This window comes from Flavobacterium maritimum (assembly GCF_040049085.1).
GTDB lineage: Bacteria > Bacteroidota > Bacteroidia > Flavobacteriales > Flavobacteriaceae > Flavobacterium > Flavobacterium maritimum.
Map to the genome: position 1 here is coordinate 314,102 of NZ_JBDLZY010000003.1, position 21,916 is coordinate 336,017.

The window sequence follows — 21,916 nt, forward strand, 5'->3', positions numbered from 1 at the left end:
CGATGATTTTTAAGAATCTTACGGTATGTAAATTAAAAACGATAATGAAAAATTTATTTCTATATGTTTTGCTCACTATTTCTTTGGCTGTTTCAGCACAGGAGAAGGACAAAAATTTGCCTAAAGCAAATGAAGAATATGCGCAAAATAATTTTGTTGAATCAGAAGCGAGTTATAGAGTTTCGCAGTCAAAATTTCCTAATAGAGCTGTTGCACCCTATAATTTAGGGAATTCGATTTACAAACAAAATCAGCCTTCAGAGGCCAAGTATGCTTATGCAAAATCAATTGCAAGTACAAAATCAAGATCGCAAAAACACAAAGCTTTCCATAATTTAGGAAATGTTTTTATGAAGGAGAAAGATTATTCGCAGGCTGTAGAAGCTTATAAAAATGCCTTAAGGAACAATCCCTCAGACGAAGAGACGCGATATAATTATGCTCTGGCTAAGAAGATGCTGAAGGAAAATCCGCCTAAAGACGATAAGAATAAAGATAAAAATAAAGACAAGGATAAGGATAAGAAGGACGATAAGAAAGACGGAGAAAAGGATAAAAATAAAGACCAAGGCGACAAGAACAAAGATAAAAACGACGACAAAGGAGATAAGGATAAGTCAGACAAAAACGGGAAAAATGACGATAAGAAAGATCAGGGTGATAAACCGAAGCCTACTCCTGGAGGAATATCCCAAGACCGATTGCAAAATCTCTTAGATGCAGTGAACAATGAAGAGAAGAAAGTTCAAAATAAAGTTAACGCACAAAAAGTAAAAGGAAAACCAGTACAAACAGAGAAAGATTGGTAGAATTTGGTTAATTGGTTAATCGTTTATTAGTGGATTTGTTCAATCGAATCGAAATAAACGATTAACCAAATAAACGGTTAAACAAGTAAAAGATTAAACAAGTAATGAAAAAATATATAATCCTATTGCTTCTATGTTTTCAGGGACTTTGGGCTCAAGTACAATTTGAGGCCAAAGTAAGCAAAACTACGCTTGGGCTAAATGAAAGATTGCGTGTTGATTTTATCATGAATGTGGATGGTGATAATTTCAATCAACCCTCTTTTGAAGGATTTAGAATTATAGCAGGTCCCAGTCAACAGGTAAGTCAGTCTTGGGTAAATGGAAGAAGTTCATTTGAAAAAATTTACTCTTATTTTCTCTTGCCTAATCAAAAGGGTACATTGCTTATTAAACAGGCAGCTATTGAATTCAATGGCCAAATTTATAAGACATCGCCTATAAGAATTAATGTTACGGCCGCAACAGAGCAGCCTAGAGATCCGAATGATACTCAAATATCAGCAGATGACAATATTTATCTTGTTGCTGATATTTCAAAAACAAACCCTTATATCAATGAGCCTATAACAGTGGTATATAAGCTCTATTTCAGTTACAATATTGGAATCACGAATTGGAGAGAACTTAATTCACCTAAATACAATGATTTCTGGAGCCAGAATATTGACATTAAGCAATTGGTTGCAGAGGAAGGGATGTTTAAGGGAGAAAAATATCGTTATGTGGTACTGAGAAAAACCGTTTTATATCCTCAAAAATCGGGAAAATTAGCCATAGAACCGCTTTCATTGGATATTGATGTGCAATTGCCAAGTAATCGCAGAGATGTGTTTGGTAGATATATTGTAACCGAGGGAAACAAAAGAGTGTCAGCGGGAGCCAAAACAATTTACGCTAGACCATTGCCGGAAGTCGGGAAACCAGAAGATTTTTCGGGTGCTGTCGGGAAGTTTGATTTTAAGGTAATACCGAGTAAAACCAATTTGAAAAATGGAGAAAGTTTAGATTTGGTTGTCAGTGTAACAGGTAAAGGAAATATGAAATTATTTAATTTGCCAAAACCTGTTGTTCCAAATTCTTTAGAGATGTATGATCCTGTGCATAACGAACAAGTAAATACAGGTTTGGCTGGTATGACAGGAAAAATATCAGACAGTTATACCATTATACCGCAATACAAAGGCAAATATCCTATTAAGCCGATGCAGTTTACGTATTTTGATTTGGGTTCGGGAACGTATAAAACACTTACTTCAGAGGAAATAATGATTAATGTTCTCGACGGGCCAACAGCCACAGATTCAACAGCCGTTGCTTCTACAGGTGGAGAGAAAAACAAGATTTTAAAAACAGAGCAGTTCAAATATATTAAGTTGAAAAGTAAACTTTTGGCGATGCACAAAGAAGATTTCTTTGGGTCAAATTTATTCTACGGATTGTTACTTTCTCCATTTTTAATGCTGCCTCTGATTGTGCTGTTAAGAAAGAAAAAAGAAGCTATTGATAAGGATGTTTCCGGAAACCGAATCAGAATGAACAACAGATTGGCAAAGAAATATTTATCTGAAGCTAAAAAACAGATCAATAATAAAGAACCATTTTATGTGGCCTTAGAAAAAGCGATGCATAATTTCTTAAAAGCCAAACTGCATATTGAAACTTCTGATATGAGTAAGGATAATATACAAGAGCTTTTGTTGTCCAGAAATGCGAATCCGGCAGCGGTTAACGATTTTATTGCATTGACAGAGAATTGCGAACTGGCACGCTATGCTCCGGCATCAAGTACCTCAATTCAACAGGATTTTGATAAGGCGGTACTGATAATTGCAGAATTAGAGAAGCAGATTTAGCAATTGATAATTTAGACAAAATGAAGAACGTAGTTTATATATTTTTACTAATCACACAGGTTTTTTTCGCTCAAAATGGCTTTGAAGTCGGGAACGAATTATATCAAGATGGGAAATACGAGGAGGCGATAAAAGCGTATGAAGGTGTTTTGGAGACCAATAAACATTCGGTTGAATTGTATTTTAATTTGGGGAATTGTTATTACAAACTAAACAAAGTAGCTCCGTCGATTTATAATTATGAAAAAGCATTAGTGCTTAAACCAAACGATAAAGAGGTATTGAATAACTTGAAATTCGCACAAAAATTGACCATTGATGAGGTAAAAGAAGTGCCAAAAGTTGGTTTTGAAAGATTGCTGCGTGATTTCACGGCAATTTATCATTACAATACTTGGGCTTGGATTGCGGTTTCGTTTGCGATACTATTTTTATTGTTTTTTATAGGGTACTATTTTTCAGTGAACGCACTTTTCAAGAGGATTTTTTTCTTCGGAATGTTTGTGTTGGTTTCTTTTCTGTTAATTAGTGTTTCGGCAGCTATTTTTGAAAAAAGTCATTTCGAAAACGAAAAACCGGCTATCGTTTTTGCTGAAGTGGCCGAAGTGAAAAGCGAGCCGCAGCAATCAGCCTCGGCTATTTTTGTGCTCCACGAAGGAACAAAAGTATATGTCCAGCAAGTTATAAGTAATTGGAAGAAAGTCCAACTTACAGATGGAACTGAAGGCTGGATTGAGAATAGTGCAATTAAGGAAGTGAAGTAATAGTAATTCTGTTTTTAGTCTCAGTTTTCGGTCTGGGTGTTAAAATGGATTTAGTTTATTAGTATATAAAATCAATAGCCCATAGTCGGAACTATGGGCTATCTTATTTTAAGAATGCATTCAGCTGATAGAACTTGAAAACAGAATAATATTTACTCTACTCTACCAAAAACTAATTACTGAGACTAAAAACACTATTTCCTCACTTTATCATACCATTTTTCAATTGAAGGAAAGATATAGCCTGCTGTTTTCTGAATCGGATTGTAAAATAAGGAATTGTCCAAGGTTTCTTTTTTGGCCAAAAAGTTGTTGTAGTTTATTTTTTCGAAAACAGTAAAAACAATACTCACAATCAGAACGGTTTTGAGAACTCGAAAAAAACCTCCTCCGATTTTATTTGGTAGTCCTAAATAAGCAAAATCAGCCAAACCGGTGAGGAATTTACCCAGTAAAGATATCCCAATAACTACAACAATAAAAGTGAGTATAAAAGCGGTAATCTGAATTGTATTGGGATTCCAATGGAAAAAGCCTGATAAAATATTTTTCATGAATGAGGAAAACTTTATGGCAAAGTAAATACCAGCTAAAAGAGAAATCAGTGAGGCCAATTCGATAAAAAGTCCGTTTTTTATCCCTTTATACAGAGCGAAAGCCAATAATACACCCAAAACAATATCCAGAAAACCCATAATGCTAATTTTAATATTTAAAAAAGTGCAAATATAAAACAAAAGGGGATTGTCCATTGCCAATTTTCAAGTTCTTATCTTTGTCGAAATAATTTTATGAAATTATGAACTCCTAATTCATAATTCATAGCTCATAACTCATAATATGTCAAGAGATACACAATTAAAAGAACGCTGGGAACAGCTTGTAGATATACTTTCTAATCAATTTTCACAGGGTGAAGATTTAGATTTGGACGCCATTATTTATTTGATCGGTGTACAAGAACTGGGTAAAGTACACCGTGAATTCAAAAAAGATGAAAAACTAAACCTGATGCATATTGCTATTTGCAGGTTATTGGAGCCTTATGGTTTCTATGAATTCGAATTTTTTGATGAAGAAGGTTGGCCGCATTACAAAGTAAAAGAGGAGTTGCCGCCATTAAAAGCGGGAGAACAATCGGTTTTGATGAAAGAAGCAATTGTAAACTATTTCATCGAAAGAGAACTTATTTCTTAATGATCAGTGTTCCGTCTCAGTTTTCAGTCCGCAATATTGAAAACTGCGACTGTGACTATATACTTTTTAGCTAAAAAAATACTAAATTTGCACCTTTAGTAAAAGACAGATGATAGACAAGATAAAAGAATATATTGGTGAAGCACAAGCTTTCTCTACTCAAAATGTATCAGAATTAGAAGCATTCCGAATTAAATTCCTGGGAAGCAAGGGGCTTTTAAAAGACCTTTTCGCTGAATTCAAAAATGTTCCAAACGAACAAAAGAAAGAATTTGGTCAAGTAATCAATTTGCTTAAAACTTCTGCCGAAGACAAAGTAAAATCAATACAAGAAGCTTTGGAAAACAAAGAAGAAAGTAAAGGGTTTTATGGCGATTTGACACGATCAGCTCAACCGATAACTATTGGTTCCCGCCACCCAATTTCATTGGTTAAAAACCAAATTATCGATATTTTTTCTACGATTGGTTTCAATGTTTCCGAAGGTCCGGAAATTGAAGATGATTGGCATAATTTTACAGCCTTGAACTTACCGGAATACCATCCGGCACGTGACATGCAGGATACTTTCTTCATTCAGACTAATCCAGATATTTTGTTGCGTACGCATACTTCATCGGTGCAAGTGCGTTATATGGAAAACAACAAACCGCCCATCAGAACCATTTCTCCGGGAAGGGTTTTTCGTAATGAGGCAGTTTCTTCACGTTCGCACTGTATTTTCCATCAAGTGGAAGGTTTATATATTGACAAAGATGTTTCTTTTGCGGATTTAAAGCAAACGCTTTTGTATTTCACAAAGGAAATGTTCGGAAAATCAAAAATTCGTTTGCGCCCATCTTATTTTCCTTTCACGGAACCAAGTGCCGAGATTGATATTTATTGGGGGCTGAAAACAGAAACGGATTATCGTATTACCAAAGGAACCGGTTGGTTAGAAATTGGCGGTTGTGGAATGGTTGACCCGAATGTATTGAAAAATTGCGGGATTAATCCTGATGAATTTAATGGTTTTGCATTCGGAATGGGTGTAGAACGTATAGCTATGTTGCTTTATCAAATTGGAGATATAAGAATGTTCTACGAAAATGACGTTCGTTTCTTAGAGCAATTCAAAACGCTTATATAAATATATTATACAGTCAAAAAGGTTAAAGTCATAAAATCTAAAGTTGGGTAATTTAAAATTATCTCTTTTGATTTTGTGGCTTTTGACTTTAAAGTTAATTTTTTTAAAACTATTATGAAGAAAGATATCATCATCCCCGAGGTAGAAAACGTGTTTTTAGCTGCAGTTCAAGAATGGAGCGACGATTTCATGGAAAAAGTATGGTATGTCTATTTGGTTAATGACAGTGATTTTAATCTGGATAGTGTAATGGTTGTTTCTAAAGCTTTTGGAACCATCGATGGCGAAATGAAAAAAACATCTCTTTTACGTCATGCATTTGTAGAAGTTCCTGCTGTTTCGGTTGCAAAAATTGAAATGATTGAAAAAAGTGTTTTAGTCTTAAATAATGAGTTTATGCTGACCTTTTTTATTGGAGACAAGCTGTATGATAAAAAATTCATTTTCAAGGCAAATTCCATCAATGAAGAGGCTACAGAGGAGGTTCCGATTTTATTCGTTGAAGGGATTATGGTTAAATAGGCTTATTTAGTGTTTTGTCTCTTGTTTTTGGATTTCCAGGTGAAATAACCCAAAGCAAATATCTTCTCGATATTGTGATTTGGAACCGTTAAAAAGTTTAATTCGAAAACTAAATTTAATCCAGTTTTTCGGTTAGTTCCCTAAAAACGGATTTAGCATCTTTTCCCTCATATAGAATCTCGTAAACGGCGTCAATGATTGGCGTTTTAGCTTTGTATCCCCGATTCAGTTTGTACGCGCTTTTGGTGGCATAATATCCTTCAGAAACCATGCTCATCTCCATCATGGCGGATTGTACCGTGTATCCTTTTCCAATCATATTTCCGAACATTCTGTTTCTTGAAAAAACGGAGTATCCAGTCACTAATAAATCCCCCAAATAAGCGGAATCATTAATGTTTCGTTTCATTTTATGTACTTTTCTGATGAATTTTTTCATCTCACGAATGGCATTGCTCATCAATACCGCCTGGAAGTTATCTCCGTACCCTAAACCGTGGGCCATTCCCGCAGCAATAGCGTAAATATTTTTAAGCATGGCTGCGTATTCTGTTCCGATAATATCGTCAGAAATCTTCGCCTTGATGTAATTTCCGGATAAATTTTTGGCTACTGTTTTGGCTTTTTGAGGATCCCCACAAGCAATAGTAAGATAAGATAATCGTTCTAAAGCAACTTCTTCGGCATGGCAAGGTCCTGTTATTACGCCAATATTGTAGTATGGGATGTCGTATGTGAAGTGAAAATGTTCTCCAACAATTAAACTTGTTTCGGGAACAATTCCTTTAATGGCCGAGAAAATTATTTTGTCTTTTAATGAAACGGTTAATTTTTTCAATTCAGCATCTAAAAAGGCAGACGGAATAGCAAAGATGATGTAATCAGCATTTGCAATAGCTTCATTGATATCGTTGGTAAGTTTCAGTTTTTTGGTGTCAAATTCTACTGAGCTCAGGTAATTTGGATTGTGTTTGTAGGTTTTAATGTGTTCTATAGCAGCATCATTACGCATATACCACGAAATCTCAGAAAGATTCACGCATAACATTTTTGTGATAGCAGTTGCCCAACTTCCTCCACCAATTACAGCAAATTTTAAATTTTCAGCCATTTTTTTATTAAATTTAATCAAAAGTACTTAAAAAAACAGTAATAATGCAAATAAATTTAAATCAAGAAACCCTTATTTCATGCGGGTTGCGATGAGAATCATTGGGTAAATAATTTATTTTTTTATTTTTTTTATTTTTTTATACAATAAATGCAGTGAATTAACGTTCTAAGTAATTATAAATAAAGTTTTTAAGATAAAAAAATGCGGATTGAATTAGTTAGTTTTGTTTTAGTATTTTGAAAGGCGTTCCTATTATTTAAATAAGAACGCCTTTTATTTTGTTTAGAAATTTTTATTTAATAACTCATTTCCACAATTTCTTTTACTTTTTGTAAAGTAATATTTTGTTTTTCTCCCAAAGCTTTCCAGCCTCTTTGTTCGAAACGATTGGCAATGAAATCAGCTGTTTTTTCAAAATCTTTTGCGTTTTCAGATAATTTGGTCTGCATTCCCATGGTGTGATAAAATTCAACCGTTTTGTTAATAGCTTCTTTAGCAATTTCGTCCTCGCTGCCACTGAGATTAAAAATGCGTTTTCCGTACTGCGCCAGTTTTCCTTTTTTAGTTTCAAATAGAACTTTGTACAAGCTTGGACCAATAATAGCCAAGGTTCTGGCATGATCAATTCCGTATAATGCGGTTAACTCATGTCCGATCATGTGTGTTGCCCAATCCGAAGGAACTCCTTTTTGGATTAAACCGTTTAAAGCCATGGTACAACTCCACATAAAATTCGAAGCCAAAGCATAATCTGTTGGAGTTTCAACTACTTGAGGGCCAACTTGGATTAAAGTTTGCAAAATACTCTCAGCAATTCGGTCTTGAAGATAACCATCGTGTGGGTAGGTTAAATATTGTTCTAATACATGCACATAAGCATCGATAACCCCATTTTGCAATTGTCTTTTAGGTAAAGAAGCAATAACAGTTGGATCACAAACAGAGAATTGCGGGAAGAGTGCGGATCCGCCAAAATCTAATTTTTCCTGCGTGGCCTCAATTGTAATAACTGCTCCCGAGTTCATTTCGCTTCCTGTTGCAGGCAGTGTCAAAACAGTTCCAAAAGGTATTACTTTAGTAACATCTCTAAAAAGAATTCTTTTTTTGAGAATATCTATTGGATCTCCGTCAAAAGGGACAGCAGCTGAGATGAATTTTACACCGTCGATTACACTTCCTCCCCCAACAGCAAGGATAAAATCGATTTTTTTCTCCCGAATAATTTCAACTGCTTTCATCAATGTTTCAAAGTGAGGATTGGCTTCGATGCCTCCAAATTCAGTTACTTCAAAACCTTCCAAACTCTTACGGACTTGCTCATGAACGCCGTTTTTAAAAATACTTCCACCTCCATAAGCGAGTAGGATTGTAGCATTTTTCGGAACTAGTGTGGCTAACTTTTCTATTTGTCCTTTTCCAAAAACCAGTTTTGTTGGATTGTATAATTCGAAATTAAGCATAGTGTTTGTTTTTTTATTAGTTGCTAAGATTCTAAGACTCTGATATTCTAAGTTTTTTAAAAAGGAATTTAAATCTTAGCCACTTGGCGTCTTAGAATCTTAGGGACTTTCTTTTATTTTTTTGAATTTAATTGTGCTAATAGTTTCTCAGCCACCAGTTTAGATGACGCGGGATTTTGGCCTGTAATTAGTAAACCATCCTCTACGGCATAGGGTTGCCAATCAGCAGCTTTACTGTAAGTGGCCCCGTTTTGCTGTAATACATCTTCTAAAAGAAACGGAACAACTTTAGTTAAACCTATAGCTTCTTCTTCTGTGTTGGAGAATCCGGTTACTTTTTTTCCTTTTACTAAGAATTCCCCGTTTGCTTTTACACTTTTAAGGACTGCGGGCGCATGACAAACAAATGCAACTGGTTTTTTATTCGTATAAAACGATTCGATTAATGCGATTGAATTTTTATCTTCAGTTAAATCCCAAAGCGGGCCGTGACCTCCTGGGTAAAATACAGCGTCATAATCAGCTTGATTGACATCCGATAATTTTTTAGTGTTTTTTAATTGGTTCAAAAGTGCGGTGTCAGCATCAAATCTTTTGGTGTCCGCTGTGGCTGAAGATGGATCCTCACTTTTTGGATCAATTGGTGGTTGTCCACCTAAAGGTGTAGCAATGTCAATAGTTACTCCTTTATCGGCTAAGGCGTAATAAGGCGCTGCAAATTCTTCTGTCCAAAATCCTGTTTTTTCTCCGGTGTTGCCCAATTTATCGTGACTGGTGACAACAAATAATACTTTTTTCATCCCTTTTTTATTTTGTTTTTGTGCGGTTGCACTAATGCCACTCGCTGTTAATGCTATAATCGTAAATAATGCAATTTTCTTCATAATTGATTTTTGTTTCTGCAAATTTAGGGACGAACATGGTATTAGTAAAAATAATTTAAATTATGTTTGTGATAAATATATTTATATCATGGTTAATCTCGAATGGTACAGAACCTTCAAATCGGTTTATAAAAACGGAAATTTTTCTTTGGCAGCGAAAGAGTTATTTATCAGTCAGCCTGCTGTAAGTCAGCAAATAGCAATGTTGGAAGCACATGTAGGTTATAAACTTTTCAATAGAAAGTCCAAAGGTGTGGAACCAACAGAATACGCTAAGTTACTTAATAATTTAATCATTGAAGCTTTAGACCGACTGGAAAATGTTGAGAATGGTTTTCGTGCTAAAGCCTTTAATGCTAATAGATTAATTTCGGTCGGTGTTTCTAGACATTTGATGAGTAGCCTGGGGAGCACTTTGCTTTCAAAATTCGATTTTATCGATTTTAGCTTTCATGAAAATGATGTCTTGTTTGCATTGGTTGATTCTAAGAAATTAGATGTTGCAATTGTTACGCAACAGTACGACACTTTTGATACCATTCAGAAAAAGCTGGGAGAAATCAAACAAATTATCGTTGGCTCGGCTACCATTGATGCTTCGGATTTACAGTCAAATATTAAAAGCAATAATTTAACAGCAATAGAGAATTGGTTAAACGACCAAAAATGGTTTAGTCATGATGCCAGGATTCCGCATATCAAATTGTTTTGGTTGCATGTGTTTAATAAAAAGAGACCATCAATGGTGCCTAATTACATCATTCCTTCGGAATATGAGATGCTGGAAATTATGTCAAAAAACACCGGAATTGCTGTGACTTGGGACTGCAACGCAAAGGGTTTTATAGCAGATAAAAAACTCCAATTGTTATGGGACAGTAATCAAATGCCAACTACCAATGTGTATTTGTTGTCTGGTAAAAATAATAATTTGAGTGCCGTTTTTGAAAGTATTGAAGCGGAATTAAAACGGGTGTTGGGTTAATTACTTCTTATAAAAGTTATTATGATCAATATATTCCCAAACTTTGGCAGGTAATAATGGTTGTACATTTTTGCCCTTTTTGATATTGGCCCTGATAAAAGTCGAGGAGATTTCAACCACCGGTGCGTCAATCATGTGAATTCTTGGATGGTTCTTGAAGCTTAGATGCCCTGCTTCTGTCGAGCTTATTTCATCTGTTTCTTCTTTGGACTCGAGTCTTGGATACACATAAATTTCGTGATGCGCCAGAATGGCTTCGTAGTTTTTCCATTTGTGTAAAGACTTTAAATTGTCTTCGCCCATAATCAATGAAAAATCATAATTAGGAAATTTTTCCTGTAAATGAACCAGAGTGTTTACGGTATAATTAGGCTGTGACAACTTGAATTCAATATCAGAAGGTCTGATTTTAGGGAAATCCTCGGTAGCGAGGTACACCATTTGCAAACGATGGTAATCATCTAGCAAAGTGCTTTTTTTCTTTAATGGATTGTGTGGGGTAACCACCATCCAGACTTGGTCTAAACCGGCATGTTCCGCCATGTGATTCGCAATGATGAGATGCCCGACATGTATGGGATTAAATGTTCCGAAATAGAGGCCTACTTTCATGAATTCAATTAAAAGATTTAAAAATTAAAAGATTTAAAAAAAAATCACATTTCGTAATTTTCAATTTTTAAATCTTTTAATTCTTCAATTTATTTGTTTACAAAATTATGCACCAGTTGATAGGCTTCTTCTAATGCAATATCTAAATCATAGTTTTTGATAATCACGTCAAATTGTGGTGCTGTGGCCAGTTCAACAGAGGCTTTGGCAATACGCATATTGATTTTGTCTTCGCTTTCGGTAGAACGTTCTTTTAATCTTCTTTTTAACTCGTCTACACTTGGTGGTTTTACAAAAACTGCTAAAGTTTCTTCAGGGAATTTATGTTTAATTCGCAATCCTCCGGCTACATCAATGTCAAAAATTACGTTTTTTCCTTTAGCCCAAATGCGTTCTACTTCACTTTTTAGGGTGCCATAGAAATTATCGCGGTAGACTTCTTCCCATTCAACAAAATCTTCGTTTTTGATGTGTTTTTTAAACTCGTCCAAAGACATAAAGTAATAATCTTTTCCATTCACTTCTTCACCACGTGCTTCGCGGGTAGCTGCCGAAATAGAAAACTCTAGATTCAAATCCTCTTTGCCTAATAAATGTCTAACTATGGTGGTTTTCCCTGAACCAGACGGTGCCGAGAATACGATTAATTTTCCTTTTTTCATTATTCTAACTTTAGACTTTAAGCAATATGCTTTAAGTTTATGAATTTCATTTACAATACGTTCAATACCTGTTCCTTAATCTTCTCTAATTCGTCTTTCATCTGAACGACTAATTTCTGCATTTGCGCATGATTCGACTTAGAACCCATCGTATTGATTTCACGTCCCATTTCCTGGGTGATAAAACCAAGTTTTCTGCCGTTGGCTTCACTTCCGTTGATGGTTTCCAGAAAATAATCCAAGTGGTTGGTCAAACGTACTTTTTCTTCGGTGATGTCTAATTTTTCTAAATAGTAAATCAACTCCTGTTCAAAACGATTTTCGTCAACATTTACTTTTAGTTCTGAAATAGCAGTTTGCAGACGGTCTTTAATGGCTTGAACACGTTCCGGATCAAGTTCTAAAGCTTCGGTCATATATTGACGGATGTTGCCAATGCGCAATTGAAATTCTTTTTCAAGAGACTCTCCTTCGTCTTTACGAAAGTTTAAGATATTTTGCAATGCTTCTTCGACAACGGTCTGAATCTGAATCCAGTCGTTTTCGTCTATTTCTTCGCGTTCTATTTTCATGGTGTCCGGCATACGGATGGCCATTTTCATTAGTTCGGTCTCATCAGCATCAGCATAAACGGCTCTTAACTGATTGATATATGCTTTTACGATTGGCACATTAACTTTGGTAGAGGTTTGCTCAGCGGTACTTTCGATAAAAATAGAAAAATCCACTTTTCCTCGTTCTAGCTTCAAAGCTATTTGGTTGCGTAAACCCAATTCCATTTCGCGGTATAGAGAAGGCATTCTTACATTCAAATCCAAACCTTTACTGTTGAGGGATTTTACTTCTACCGTGATTTTTTTTGTTGGTAACTGCAAAGTCGCTTTACCAAAACCAGTCATTGATTGTATCATATAATTTTCTAAAAGTGTCCAAAGATAATTAAAAGTTTTTAGTGTTCAGTCGCAGTCTATAGTTTGATAGTGAGAGTGAAAACTAATTTTTTTTCTGGGTAACCAAATAAACTCCGACAAAGATCAAAATTGCCGAAGCTACTTTCACAAATGATAATTCGTCTTTGCCTAAACTAATCGCAAAAACGGTTGCAAACAAAGGTTGCAAATAGATGAAAACGGCCACTGTAGTTGGTTTTAGTTCTTTCATCGAAAGCAAATTTAGTAAATAGGTCAGGAAGGTGGAAATAGTCACCACAAATACTATTTTCCAGCAAATGTCTGATGGTGCCAGAGCCCATTTTACAGCTTCAAGTTCGCTCCAACCAAAAGGCAGAACCATAATGAAACCAAACAAATAAATCCATTTTACAAAGGTAAATGCATTGTATTTGTCCATTAATTTTTTTACGATAATCAAATAAAAACCATAGGAGATTGCATTGACCAAAACCAGAAAATTGCCCAATCCGGGATTCGTTGCGCTACCAATGGATTTTCCGTAAAGAATAAGGAAAGCTGTTCCGATTAAACCGAGGATGAGTCCAAAAACCATTCGCTTTCGCATACGTTCCTTCATAATCAGTGCTGAAAGGACGAGTACAATCATGGGGGTTGAAACCATAATAACCGCGGCGCTGATAGGCGAAGTAAGACTTAATCCTTTGAAGAAAGTCAGCATATTAAAAGCTACACCAAAGAAGGCAGCAGCGATAATTCTTGGAAAATCACTGAAATCAATTTTCTCTTTTGGCATAAACAACCAAACGAGCCAAAATAAAACCATTGATCCTCCGGCGCGCAGCAGAATAAATCCGTACGCGTCAATGTATTTTGGCATTACGTCTTTGGCAATGGTAAAGGTAATTCCGTAAATTATTGAGACAAAAGTAGCTCCAATCAGAGCAATATTTCTTTTAGACATTTCCTAAAGCAAGCATGACTTGATGCATGTTCTGTTGGCTGTTGCCAATATAAATTTTACCGTTGATGATAAAAACCGGACGGCTCAAAAAAGTGTAATGTTCCAAAATGTATTTTTTGAAATCTTCTTCGGTGAGGGATTTGTTTTTTAAATCCATTGATTTGTACAACTGTGCTTTTTTGCTAAAAAGTGCTTCGTAACTTCCTGAAAGTTCTCGCATTTGTTCTAACTCTTCAATGGTGATAGGGTTTTGCTTGATGTCATGAAAAGCCAAATTGTGGTCTTTTGGCAATGATTTTATGATTTTTCTACAGGTATCGCAAGACGCGAGATAATATATTTTGTTCATGTAAACAGCTATTTCTTTGTGCAAAGAAAATTCATTTGACACGGAAAATGATTATTTTTATCAAAAATTTAAAAAAATGAATCAAATATTTGATATTACAAGAACGAGTAGAAAAATGATTGCGCCATTTTTAGAAAACTACTCTTTAGAACAACTCAATACTATTCCGGAAGGATTCAGCAATAATTTAATTTGGAATATTGCACATGTGGTCGTGACGCAACAAATTTTAGTTTACAAATTATCCGGTTTGCCTATGATGGTTTCGGACGAGATGGTGGAGAAATACAAAAAAGGAACGAAACCGGAGCATATCGCAACGCAAGCCGAAGTTGATCAAATCAAGTCTTTATTGTTTACAACTATTGATCAGACCCAAGCAGATTTCGAAAACAATATCTTTGAAAATTTTATGGAATACCCTACATCTACAGGCTTTGTTCTAAAGAATGCAGAAGGTGCCATGATTTTTAACAACTTTCACGAAGGACTTCATATCGGAATTATGTTTAGTATCCGAAAGTTTCTTTAGGAACTGTTTACCGCTATCCGCTGTATCTTTTTTTTGGTAAAAAAAACTTCAAAAAAAGATGCCGCTGCTATCGGGGCTGAGCAATCTACAAAATCAGAAATTTTATCACCAGAAAGGACCATTTGACTTTTTCAAATGGTTCTTTTTTATTTAATAGCCAAGTAGTTGTTTACTTCGGTGTATGTCAAAAACAAATCTTTAGGACCATCGGCATAAGAGGCAACTTCGTACTGATTGTAATACAGCAGTAGTCCTTTATCAGTATAAAAAATATTTAAAGGCAGGTGGAATTGGTCGTTTTCAAACTGGTATCCAGTGGCATTAATCGATCCGTTTTCCGGGATTTGATATTTAGCTCTGAATTTTTTTTCGGCGAAAGCCTTAAATAGATCCTTGTTTTTAAAAAGTTTATTATTCGAAATGGATTTTCCGGTAGCCGGATCAAAAATAAGAGAACGAAGGCCCTGATAGCCATGAGCTCCACCCGTATATGTATAATGTTTAATCTCGATATTCAGAATGCTGTCAGACTGGTAGATAACATTTCCTTCGATTTCAGCTTCCCAGCCAAAAGTGTCTTTTGGGAAATCTTTCTGCAGTTTTTCGTAGGAACCAATAAAGGAATCTAGTAGTCCATTGTAATCGGTAGCTGTGTATGGTTTTTCGCCGAAATAAATGATTGCTTTTAAAACAGAAAACACTTTTTTATTAATACTGTCGGCTACCACGGGAAGATCCTTTGCAATAGGAATTTTTACAGTAATGTGAGGACAGTCTTCTTTGCAGGGTAAACTTGTTTTCTTTTGGAATGATTGATCCTCAAAGACTAATTCCTCAGAACAGCTTATCATTAACAAAAGCAGTGCAGTATAAAGGATTAAATTTTTCATTTCAAAAATGTTAATTATATACAAAGGTATTAACTTGTTCCTTGCTTTGAATAAATTAAACGGTAAATTTGTCTCATTATTAAGCGTTTCAAAATTGTAAATATATGAAATTCAATACCAAAGCTATTCATGGTGGGCAACACCATGATCCAAGTACAGGGGCAGTAATGCCGCCGGTTTATCAAACATCAACATTTGTGCAAACCAGTCCGGGAAAACCTATAAATCCGGATTACGAATACAGCAGAGCAGCAAATCCAACAAGAACTGCTTTGGAAAACGCATTGGCAAGTATTGAAAATGGGACCAGAGGTTTGGCTTTTTCATCTGGATTAGCAGCAACGGACTGTCTTTTGCGTTCGTTCAAAGCGGGAGACGAAATTATAGCGATGGATGATTTGTATGGTGGAACTTACAGAATGTTTACCCGTATTTATAAAGATTCCGGAATTAAATTCCACTTTGTTGATATGAATGATTTGGAGAAATTCCAGTCTTTAATCAATGAAAACACTAAATTGGTTTGGGTAGAGACCCCAACCAATCCTTTAATGAAATTAGCGGATATTCAGGAAATTGCCAAAATTACCAAAGAGAAAAAAATCCTTTTTGCAGTTGATAATACTTTTGCAACGCCATATCTACAAAAACCGCTGGATTTAGGTGCAGATGTTGTAATGCATTCGGCAACTAAATATTTGGGAGGTCATTCGGATGTTATTGCCGGTGCTTTAATTGTAAAAGATGAAGCTTTGGGAGAGCAATTGCATTTTCAGCAATTTGCTACAGGAGCAACACTTGGTCCTATGGATAGTTTCTTGGTGCTAAGAGGAATTAAAACCTTGCATTTACGTGTACAAAGACATTGTGAGAATGGAGAAAAAGTAGTGGAGTTCTTAAATAACCATCCTAAAATCAAAAGGGTTTATTATCCGGGATTGCCAAGTCATCCGTATCATGAAATCGCTAAGAAACAAATGAGTGGTTTTGGAGGAATGGTTTCATTTACTTTTGAGTCTGGCAAAAAAGAGGATGCTATTACATTTTTAGAGAATCTTAAAGTTTTTACTTTAGCAGAATCGCTTGGAGGTGTAGAATCATTAGCCAATCACCCTGCTTTGATGACTCACGCATCTATTCCGGAAGACAAAAGAAAAGAAGTGGGAATAACGGATGATTTAGTTCGATTAAGTGTTGGTATTGAAGACGCCGAAGATTTAATAGAAGATATAAAGCAAGCATTAGCATAACAGCTTTTTAATATAAGAAAACCCCAATTCCAGAATAGAGTTGGGGTTTTGTTTTTTATGAGGGAAATGGTATTCTTTCTATTGTAAGTAATAAATGTAACCTACATTAAGCCATACTAACCAGTCGTTTGCTTTGTTTTCTTTATAAAGATCCGGATTTGGATTTAAGCCATCAACCCAATTTGAAAAATAATATTGTAATCTTAAATCGATCATTAAATCGGATAAAGGCCTTAATTTATAACGGGTCCCCACACTAGATACCACTGACCATACGGATCCGTTTTCTGTAGAAAAACCATAAGGGCGGCCGTCAGTTGGGGTTAGGTATTTAGGATAGGTAGTCAGCGGAGTTCCTAGAGGTCCCATTGACGAATGTGCTTCTGCATTATAATAGCTGAATTGCGCGCCTAAACTCACGAATGGTCCCCAGCTTTCTATAGTGGCCGAAAATTCACGGATGCTTAAAGGGAAATATTCAAGCTGCATTCCTATGTTAGTGACTTTTGTGCTTCCTTCCATTGCGCGTAATTGATCTGCGTATATAGAAGTTTTATCGGGTTCTACCCATTCTCCAAAATGATCCAGGTTGGTTTGGTTGTACGAAAGCTCACTTCTTAGTTTAAAATGATCACTAAAGTACGTTTCGGGAGCATAACAGTTACATTCTGCTTTGTACGAAAAATTCAAATAATGGATGATTCCTATTCCGAAACCAGTATTTCCTGCATTGGTAGTAAGGTCATGACGCTCGCCATAATCCGATTGAAAAGCAACTGGTCCAGCTATTGCTCCTATCTCATGAGAGAAGCCAAATTGCGCACTTACTCTATTCGAAAAACCGATTAAGATAAGGGCTATAGCAATTAAGTGTTTGTGCATCATAAGGAACGGTTATCAATAACGACAAATATATAAAATCGACATTCATTTATAGAAATAAAAATAAAATAAAATAAAAGTAGCCAAATTCATGTTTGTTTACGAAAACTACATCGTTTTCGCTGAAAAGAGCGTGTCAAATGTAGATTTCTTCAAAATAGGTTAATAAAAAGATAATTCTACTGATAAAAGAAAAATTTTGCGTCAAATATTCTTTTAAGGTGTATCTTTGTAAACAACAACGAAAACGTTTTCTTAATTTTTTTAATTAATTAAAGGAAACTATTAACATTAACTTTTGTTTGAGTAATTTATTTCAATATGGAAGATAAAATAAATCAATTTATGGCTCAAGTTGAGTCAAAAAATCCAAATGAGCCTGAATTTATTCAAGCAGTTAGAGAATTTGCAGAAACTGTTATCCCTTTTATTTCTGAGCGTAAGAAATACGATGGTAAGAATTTGCTTCTTAGAATTGCTGAGCCTGAAAGATCTATAATATTTAGAGTTCCGTGGGTTGATGATAAAGGAGAAATACAAGTGAATAGAGGATTTAGAATTCAGATGAATTCAGCTATCGGACCTTACAAAGGAGGAATCCGTTTTCATAATTCGGTAAACCTTTCAGTACTTAAATTTCTTGCTTTTGAGCAAGTTTTCAAGAACAGCTTAACAACTCTTCCTATGGGAGGTGGTAAAGGTGGTTCTGATTTCGATCCTCAAGGTAAATCGGATGCTGAGGTAATGCGTTTTTGTCAATCTTTTATGACTGAATTATGCAGACATATTGGACCGGATTTAGATGTGCCAGCCGGAGATATCGGTGTTGGAGCCAGAGAAATTGGATATTTATTTGGTCAATATAAAAGAATCAGAAATGAATTTACGGGAGTTCTGACCGGAAAAGGACTTGCTTATGGAGGTTCATTGATAAGACCTGAAGCTACAGGATATGGTGTAGTTTATTTCACTGAGCAAATGCTTAGAACGATTGGTCATGAAGTTAAAGGAAAAACATTTGCCATTTCCGGATTTGGGAATGTTGCTTGGGGTGTTGCCTTAAAAGTAAATGAATTGGGTGGGAAAGTGTTGACTATTTCAGGACCTGATGGATATATTTATGATGCTGACGGAATATCTGGAGACAAAATCGAATACATGCTTGAAATGAGAGCAAGCGGTGATAACAGAGCCGAAATGTACGTAGAGAAATATCCAAATGCCGTTTTCCATAAAGGAAAAAGTGTATGGGAAGTTAAAGTTGACATCGCAATTCCTTGTGCTACACAAAATGAATTGAATGAAGAAGATGCGAAAAACTTGATTGCAAATGGTGTAATTTGTGTAACTGAAGCGGCTAATATGCCATGTACTTTAGAAGCTATTAAGCAGTTCTTGAAAGCCAAAGTGCTTTTTGCGCCTGGAAAAGCAGCTAATGCTGGAGGTGTTGCGGCTTCTGGACTGGAAATGACACAAAACTCGATTCGTTTGAATTGGACCAGTGAAGAAGTGGACTCCAGATTAAAAGAGATTATGGTTGGAATTCATAATCAATGTAAAAAATATGGAGTGGACAGTGATGGATATGTAAACTATGTAAAAGGAGCAAACATTGCCGGTTTTGTGAAAGTGGCTGATGCCATGCTTGCACAAGGTGTAGTGTAGTCTTTTTCAATAAAAATTTAAATGCCTTCTTTCCGTGTTAGCTCGGATAGAAGGCATTTTTTTTATTTGGGAGAACAAAATTCAAAAACTTTCGTTTGTAGTATATTTGCGAATCGATACTTCTGGAAATAATGAGAAAACGGTTTTTATATTTCGTGTTTTTGATTGCAGCGCAAATGGGTTTTTCCCAAAACAATTTGTTGTGGCAAGGTTACTTTTCATATAGCGAAATTAAAGATGTATCAGAATCTCCTACTGCTGTTTTTGCAGCTTCCGAAAACGCCTTGTTTTCTAAAAATACATCTACTAATTTAATTAAAACAACTAATACAGTTGATGGCCTTTCGGGCCAGACAATCTCATCTCTATACTACAGCCCAAGCTTTAATAAGACTCTAGTTGGTTATGAAAATGGTCTAATTATAGTAATCAACGAAGCAGACGGAAGTATGCTTAAGGTAGTCGATATTATAAATAAAGAGCTCCCTTCTTACATGAAAAAAATCAATCATTTCATGGAATATGAAGGAATAGTTTATGTTTCCTGCGATTTTGGAATCGTTCAATTTAATTTGAATACGATGCAATTTGGGGACACCTATTTTATTGGTGATAATGGCAGTGAGATTAGTGTTGCTCAAACCGCTATTTTCAATGGATTTATTTACGCATCTACTGGGAACGGAATTAAAAAAGCTGATATTGCCGATAAAAACCTTATCGATTATAATCAGTGGGGCCTAATCTCCGCCGGAAGTTGGTCAAGTGTAGAAACTTTTGATACGGAGCTTCTTGCTGTTAATGCTGCTGGTTACGTGCATAAATATGACTCGGGTTCTAATTCTTTTATAGGTTTTAATGCTCTCGCACAACCTGCCTCAGACATGAGGGCGGTTGCCAATTATTTAATTATTACTACTCCAGCCAGTGTTTTGGTCTATAATAAACAAATGGTATTAGTGCGTCAAATAAACAGCAATCAAATTATGGATACGAATCCTGTTTTGACTTGCGCAACAGTAATAGGTGAGGCTCTTTTTATCGGGACTAAAGAAAACGGATTGTTTAGCAGAGCAGTTTCAGGCGGAACAACTTTTGAGAATATTACGCCAATGGGGCCTTCCAGGAATAATATTTTTGCGCTTCAGGCCACTTCAAGTTTGCTTTGGACAGTTTATGGAGGGTACTCCGGAGATTATAATCCGTATACATATCAGCCCAATGGTCCTAATAGTTATGGGATAAGTAAATTCAGCTCTTCCGGCTGGCTGAACATTCCTTATGAAGAAGTTTTGGGTGCCAAAGCCATCGCCAGAATTACTGTAAATCCTAATAACGAAAAAGAAGTGTATGCCAGTTCTTTCTTTTCAGGCTTGTTAAAAATTGAAGATGATGTGCCGACATTTTTATACAATCAGGACAATAGCGGACTGGAATCCATATTATTTGTTGGGCCGGATTATATTGATGTGAGGATAAATGGAGCTGCATTCGATAAATCAGGAAATCTATGGGTTAACAATTGCAGAATCAAAAATGGTCTAAAAGTGTTAAAAACGAATGGACAGTGGCAAAGTTATTCGATGGATGGAATATTAGAATCCAGTGAAGATACGAGCATGGGAAGAATGGTTATCGATAAAAATAGCACAAAGTGGTTTTGCACCAATAGTGACGGGGTTATTGGTTTTAACGAAAGTAGTAACACTTTCAAAAAAATAACTTCAGGTCCTGATAATGGGAATCTGCCTTTTACGGATGTCAGAGCATTAGCAATCGATACCAGAAACCAACTTTGGATAGGAACTACTAAAGGATTGCGAATCTTATCAAATGTTGGTAATTTTCAAACGGAAGGACAAATGACCACGGCGCCTATCATTATTTTGGAAGATAATTTAGCGCAGGAATTGTTATACGAACAGTTTATAACAGATATTGTTGTTGACGGAGCGAATAATAAATGGATAGGGACTGCCGATTCGGGTTTGTTCATGGTCTCGCCAAACGGTCAGGAAACCAAGTACCATTTTACGATAAACAATTCACCTTTGCCGAGCAATGCTATAAACGACATAGATATAAATAGTGCTACAGGCGAAGTGTTTATAGCCACTTCCAAAGGTCTGATTTCTTTCAAAGGGATTTCTACAGCCGCCAGTGATGATTTAAGTAAAGTGTATGTTTATCCAAATCCGGTGCGACCTGAATTTGAAGGAACTGTAAAAATTGCCGGATTGTTAGATAAAGCCAATATTAAAATAACTGATATTGAAGGAAATCTGGTTTATGAAACTACTTCAGAAGGTGGGACAATTGAATGGGATACGACCGCTTTCGGGAAATACAAAGTTGCCTCAGGAGTGTATATGATTTTTATTTCAGCCCAAGATGGAGTTGAAACCAAAGTCAAAAAAGTAATGATAATAAGGTAATTTGGTTCTGGGTATTAGATGTTGGAAAGCACTATTTCAAACCT

22 protein-coding genes are annotated in these 21,916 nt (G+C 35.6%); 11 read left to right on the plus strand and 11 right to left on the minus strand.

Annotated features, from left to right (window positions below; translation table 11 throughout):
• Positions 1-44: 44 nt before the first annotated feature.
• From ABEB23_RS08645 to ABEB23_RS08655, 3 genes are all read left to right on the plus strand, one after another.
• Positions 45-809 (plus strand): tetratricopeptide repeat protein, encoded by a 765-nt coding sequence (locus tag ABEB23_RS08645; protein WP_348812158.1) that lies wholly within the window; start codon positions 45-47, stop codon positions 807-809.
• Between the two features lie 104 nt (positions 810-913).
• Positions 914-2,665: a BatD family protein gene (locus tag ABEB23_RS08650; RefSeq protein WP_348812160.1), complete on the plus strand. Its 1,752-nt coding sequence runs from the start codon at positions 914-916 to the stop codon at positions 2,663-2,665.
• A 20-nt stretch (positions 2,666-2,685) separates the two neighbouring features.
• The gene (locus tag ABEB23_RS08655) at positions 2,686-3,429 is read left to right on the plus strand and encodes a tetratricopeptide repeat protein (protein ID WP_348812162.1); all 744 of its coding nucleotides are present in this window, start codon (positions 2,686-2,688) and stop codon (positions 3,427-3,429) included.
• Positions 3,430-3,623: 194 nt separating this feature from the next.
• Here the strand turns inward: ABEB23_RS08655 and ABEB23_RS08660 are convergent, their stop codons facing one another.
• Positions 3,624-4,124, minus strand: coding sequence for a CvpA family protein (locus ABEB23_RS08660; RefSeq protein ID WP_348812163.1), 501 nt, complete (start codon positions 4,122-4,124; stop codon positions 3,624-3,626).
• Between the two features lie 145 nt (positions 4,125-4,269).
• On the opposite strand from ABEB23_RS08660, the gene ABEB23_RS08665 reads away from it, so the two are divergent.
• The 3 genes from ABEB23_RS08665 (at position 4,270) to ABEB23_RS08675 (ending at position 6,277) form a co-directional block, all read left to right on the plus strand.
• Positions 4,270-4,626 carry a hypothetical protein gene (locus tag ABEB23_RS08665; protein ID WP_348812164.1) on the plus strand — a complete coding sequence of 119 codons (357 nt, stop codon included), beginning with the start codon at positions 4,270-4,272 and terminating at the stop codon, positions 4,624-4,626.
• A 109-nt stretch (positions 4,627-4,735) separates the two neighbouring features.
• Positions 4,736-5,755: a phenylalanine--tRNA ligase subunit alpha gene (pheS, locus tag ABEB23_RS08670; RefSeq protein ID WP_348812166.1), complete on the plus strand. Its 1,020-nt coding sequence runs from the start codon at positions 4,736-4,738 to the stop codon at positions 5,753-5,755.
• A 114-nt stretch (positions 5,756-5,869) separates the two neighbouring features.
• On the plus strand, positions 5,870-6,277 hold the full coding sequence (locus tag ABEB23_RS08675) for a hypothetical protein (RefSeq protein ID WP_348812167.1): 408 nt from the start codon (positions 5,870-5,872) through the stop codon (positions 6,275-6,277).
• Positions 6,278-6,392: 115 nt separating this feature from the next.
• Here the strand turns inward: ABEB23_RS08675 and ABEB23_RS08680 are convergent, their stop codons facing one another.
• The 3 genes from ABEB23_RS08680 to ABEB23_RS08690 form a co-directional block, all read right to left on the minus strand.
• Positions 6,393-7,388 carry an NAD(P)H-dependent glycerol-3-phosphate dehydrogenase gene (locus tag ABEB23_RS08680; protein WP_348812168.1) on the minus strand — a complete coding sequence of 332 codons (996 nt, stop codon included), beginning with the start codon at positions 7,386-7,388 and terminating at the stop codon, positions 6,393-6,395.
• Positions 7,389-7,687: 299 nt separating this feature from the next.
• A complete protein-coding gene (locus tag ABEB23_RS08685; protein WP_348812169.1) occupies positions 7,688-8,851 on the minus strand; it encodes an iron-containing alcohol dehydrogenase in 1,164 nt (387 codons plus the stop codon).
• A 113-nt stretch (positions 8,852-8,964) separates the two neighbouring features.
• A complete protein-coding gene (locus tag ABEB23_RS08690) occupies positions 8,965-9,735 on the minus strand; it encodes a type 1 glutamine amidotransferase domain-containing protein (RefSeq protein ID WP_348812170.1) in 771 nt (256 codons plus the stop codon).
• An 88-nt stretch (positions 9,736-9,823) separates the two neighbouring features.
• Between ABEB23_RS08690 and ABEB23_RS08695 the strand changes: the two genes are divergently transcribed.
• Entirely contained in the window at positions 9,824-10,720 is an 897-nt protein-coding gene (locus ABEB23_RS08695; RefSeq protein ID WP_348812171.1) for a LysR family transcriptional regulator, read from the plus strand.
• Here the strand turns inward: ABEB23_RS08695 and nadD are convergent, their stop codons facing one another.
• From nadD to ABEB23_RS08720, 5 genes are all read right to left on the minus strand, one after another.
• Positions 10,721-11,332, minus strand: coding sequence for a nicotinate (nicotinamide) nucleotide adenylyltransferase (nadD, locus tag ABEB23_RS08700; protein WP_348812172.1), 612 nt, complete (start codon positions 11,330-11,332; stop codon positions 10,721-10,723).
• Positions 11,333-11,421: 89 nt separating this feature from the next.
• The gene (gene gmk / locus ABEB23_RS08705; RefSeq protein ID WP_348812174.1) at positions 11,422-11,994 is read right to left on the minus strand and encodes a guanylate kinase; all 573 of its coding nucleotides are present in this window, start codon (positions 11,992-11,994) and stop codon (positions 11,422-11,424) included.
• A 50-nt stretch (positions 11,995-12,044) separates the two neighbouring features.
• Complete coding sequence (locus tag ABEB23_RS08710) at positions 12,045-12,905, minus strand: YicC/YloC family endoribonuclease (RefSeq protein ID WP_348812175.1); 861 nt, start codon at positions 12,903-12,905, stop codon at positions 12,045-12,047.
• Positions 12,906-12,987: 82 nt separating this feature from the next.
• On the minus strand, positions 12,988-13,869 hold the full coding sequence (locus ABEB23_RS08715) for a DMT family transporter (RefSeq protein ID WP_348812177.1): 882 nt from the start codon (positions 13,867-13,869) through the stop codon (positions 12,988-12,990).
• Positions 13,862-14,218 carry an arsenate reductase family protein gene (locus ABEB23_RS08720; protein WP_348812178.1) on the minus strand — a complete coding sequence of 119 codons (357 nt, stop codon included), beginning with the start codon at positions 14,216-14,218 and terminating at the stop codon, positions 13,862-13,864. Before ABEB23_RS08720 ends, ABEB23_RS08715 begins: the two co-directional genes overlap by 8 nt.
• Positions 14,219-14,294: 76 nt before the next feature.
• Here ABEB23_RS08720 and ABEB23_RS08725 point away from each other — a divergent pair, with 76 nt between their 5' ends.
• A complete protein-coding gene (locus tag ABEB23_RS08725) occupies positions 14,295-14,750 on the plus strand; it encodes a DinB family protein (RefSeq protein ID WP_348812179.1) in 456 nt (151 codons plus the stop codon).
• A gap of 146 nt (positions 14,751-14,896) precedes the next feature.
• Here the strand turns inward: ABEB23_RS08725 and ABEB23_RS08730 are convergent, their stop codons facing one another.
• Positions 14,897-15,640, minus strand: a complete 744-nt coding sequence (locus ABEB23_RS08730; RefSeq protein ID WP_348812180.1) for a DUF3298 and DUF4163 domain-containing protein — start codon at positions 15,638-15,640, stop codon at positions 14,897-14,899.
• Between the two features lie 104 nt (positions 15,641-15,744).
• Here ABEB23_RS08730 and ABEB23_RS08735 point away from each other — a divergent pair, with 104 nt between their 5' ends.
• Positions 15,745-16,890, plus strand: coding sequence for a cystathionine gamma-synthase (locus tag ABEB23_RS08735; RefSeq protein ID WP_348812181.1), 1,146 nt, complete (start codon positions 15,745-15,747; stop codon positions 16,888-16,890).
• A 78-nt stretch (positions 16,891-16,968) separates the two neighbouring features.
• Here the strand turns inward: ABEB23_RS08735 and ABEB23_RS08740 are convergent, their stop codons facing one another.
• Positions 16,969-17,772: a THC0290_0291 family protein gene (locus ABEB23_RS08740; RefSeq protein WP_348812333.1), complete on the minus strand. Its 804-nt coding sequence runs from the start codon at positions 17,770-17,772 to the stop codon at positions 16,969-16,971.
• Positions 17,773-18,093: 321 nt separating this feature from the next.
• Here ABEB23_RS08740 and gdhA point away from each other — a divergent pair, with 321 nt between their 5' ends.
• Both gdhA and porZ read left to right on the plus strand, forming a co-directional pair.
• Entirely contained in the window at positions 18,094-19,437 is a 1,344-nt protein-coding gene (gene gdhA / locus ABEB23_RS08745) for an NADP-specific glutamate dehydrogenase (RefSeq protein ID WP_348812182.1), read from the plus strand.
• Positions 19,438-19,568: 131 nt separating this feature from the next.
• Entirely contained in the window at positions 19,569-21,872 is a 2,304-nt protein-coding gene (gene porZ, locus ABEB23_RS08750) for a type IX secretion system anionic LPS delivery protein PorZ (protein WP_348812183.1), read from the plus strand.
• Positions 21,873-21,916 lie beyond the last annotated feature (44 nt).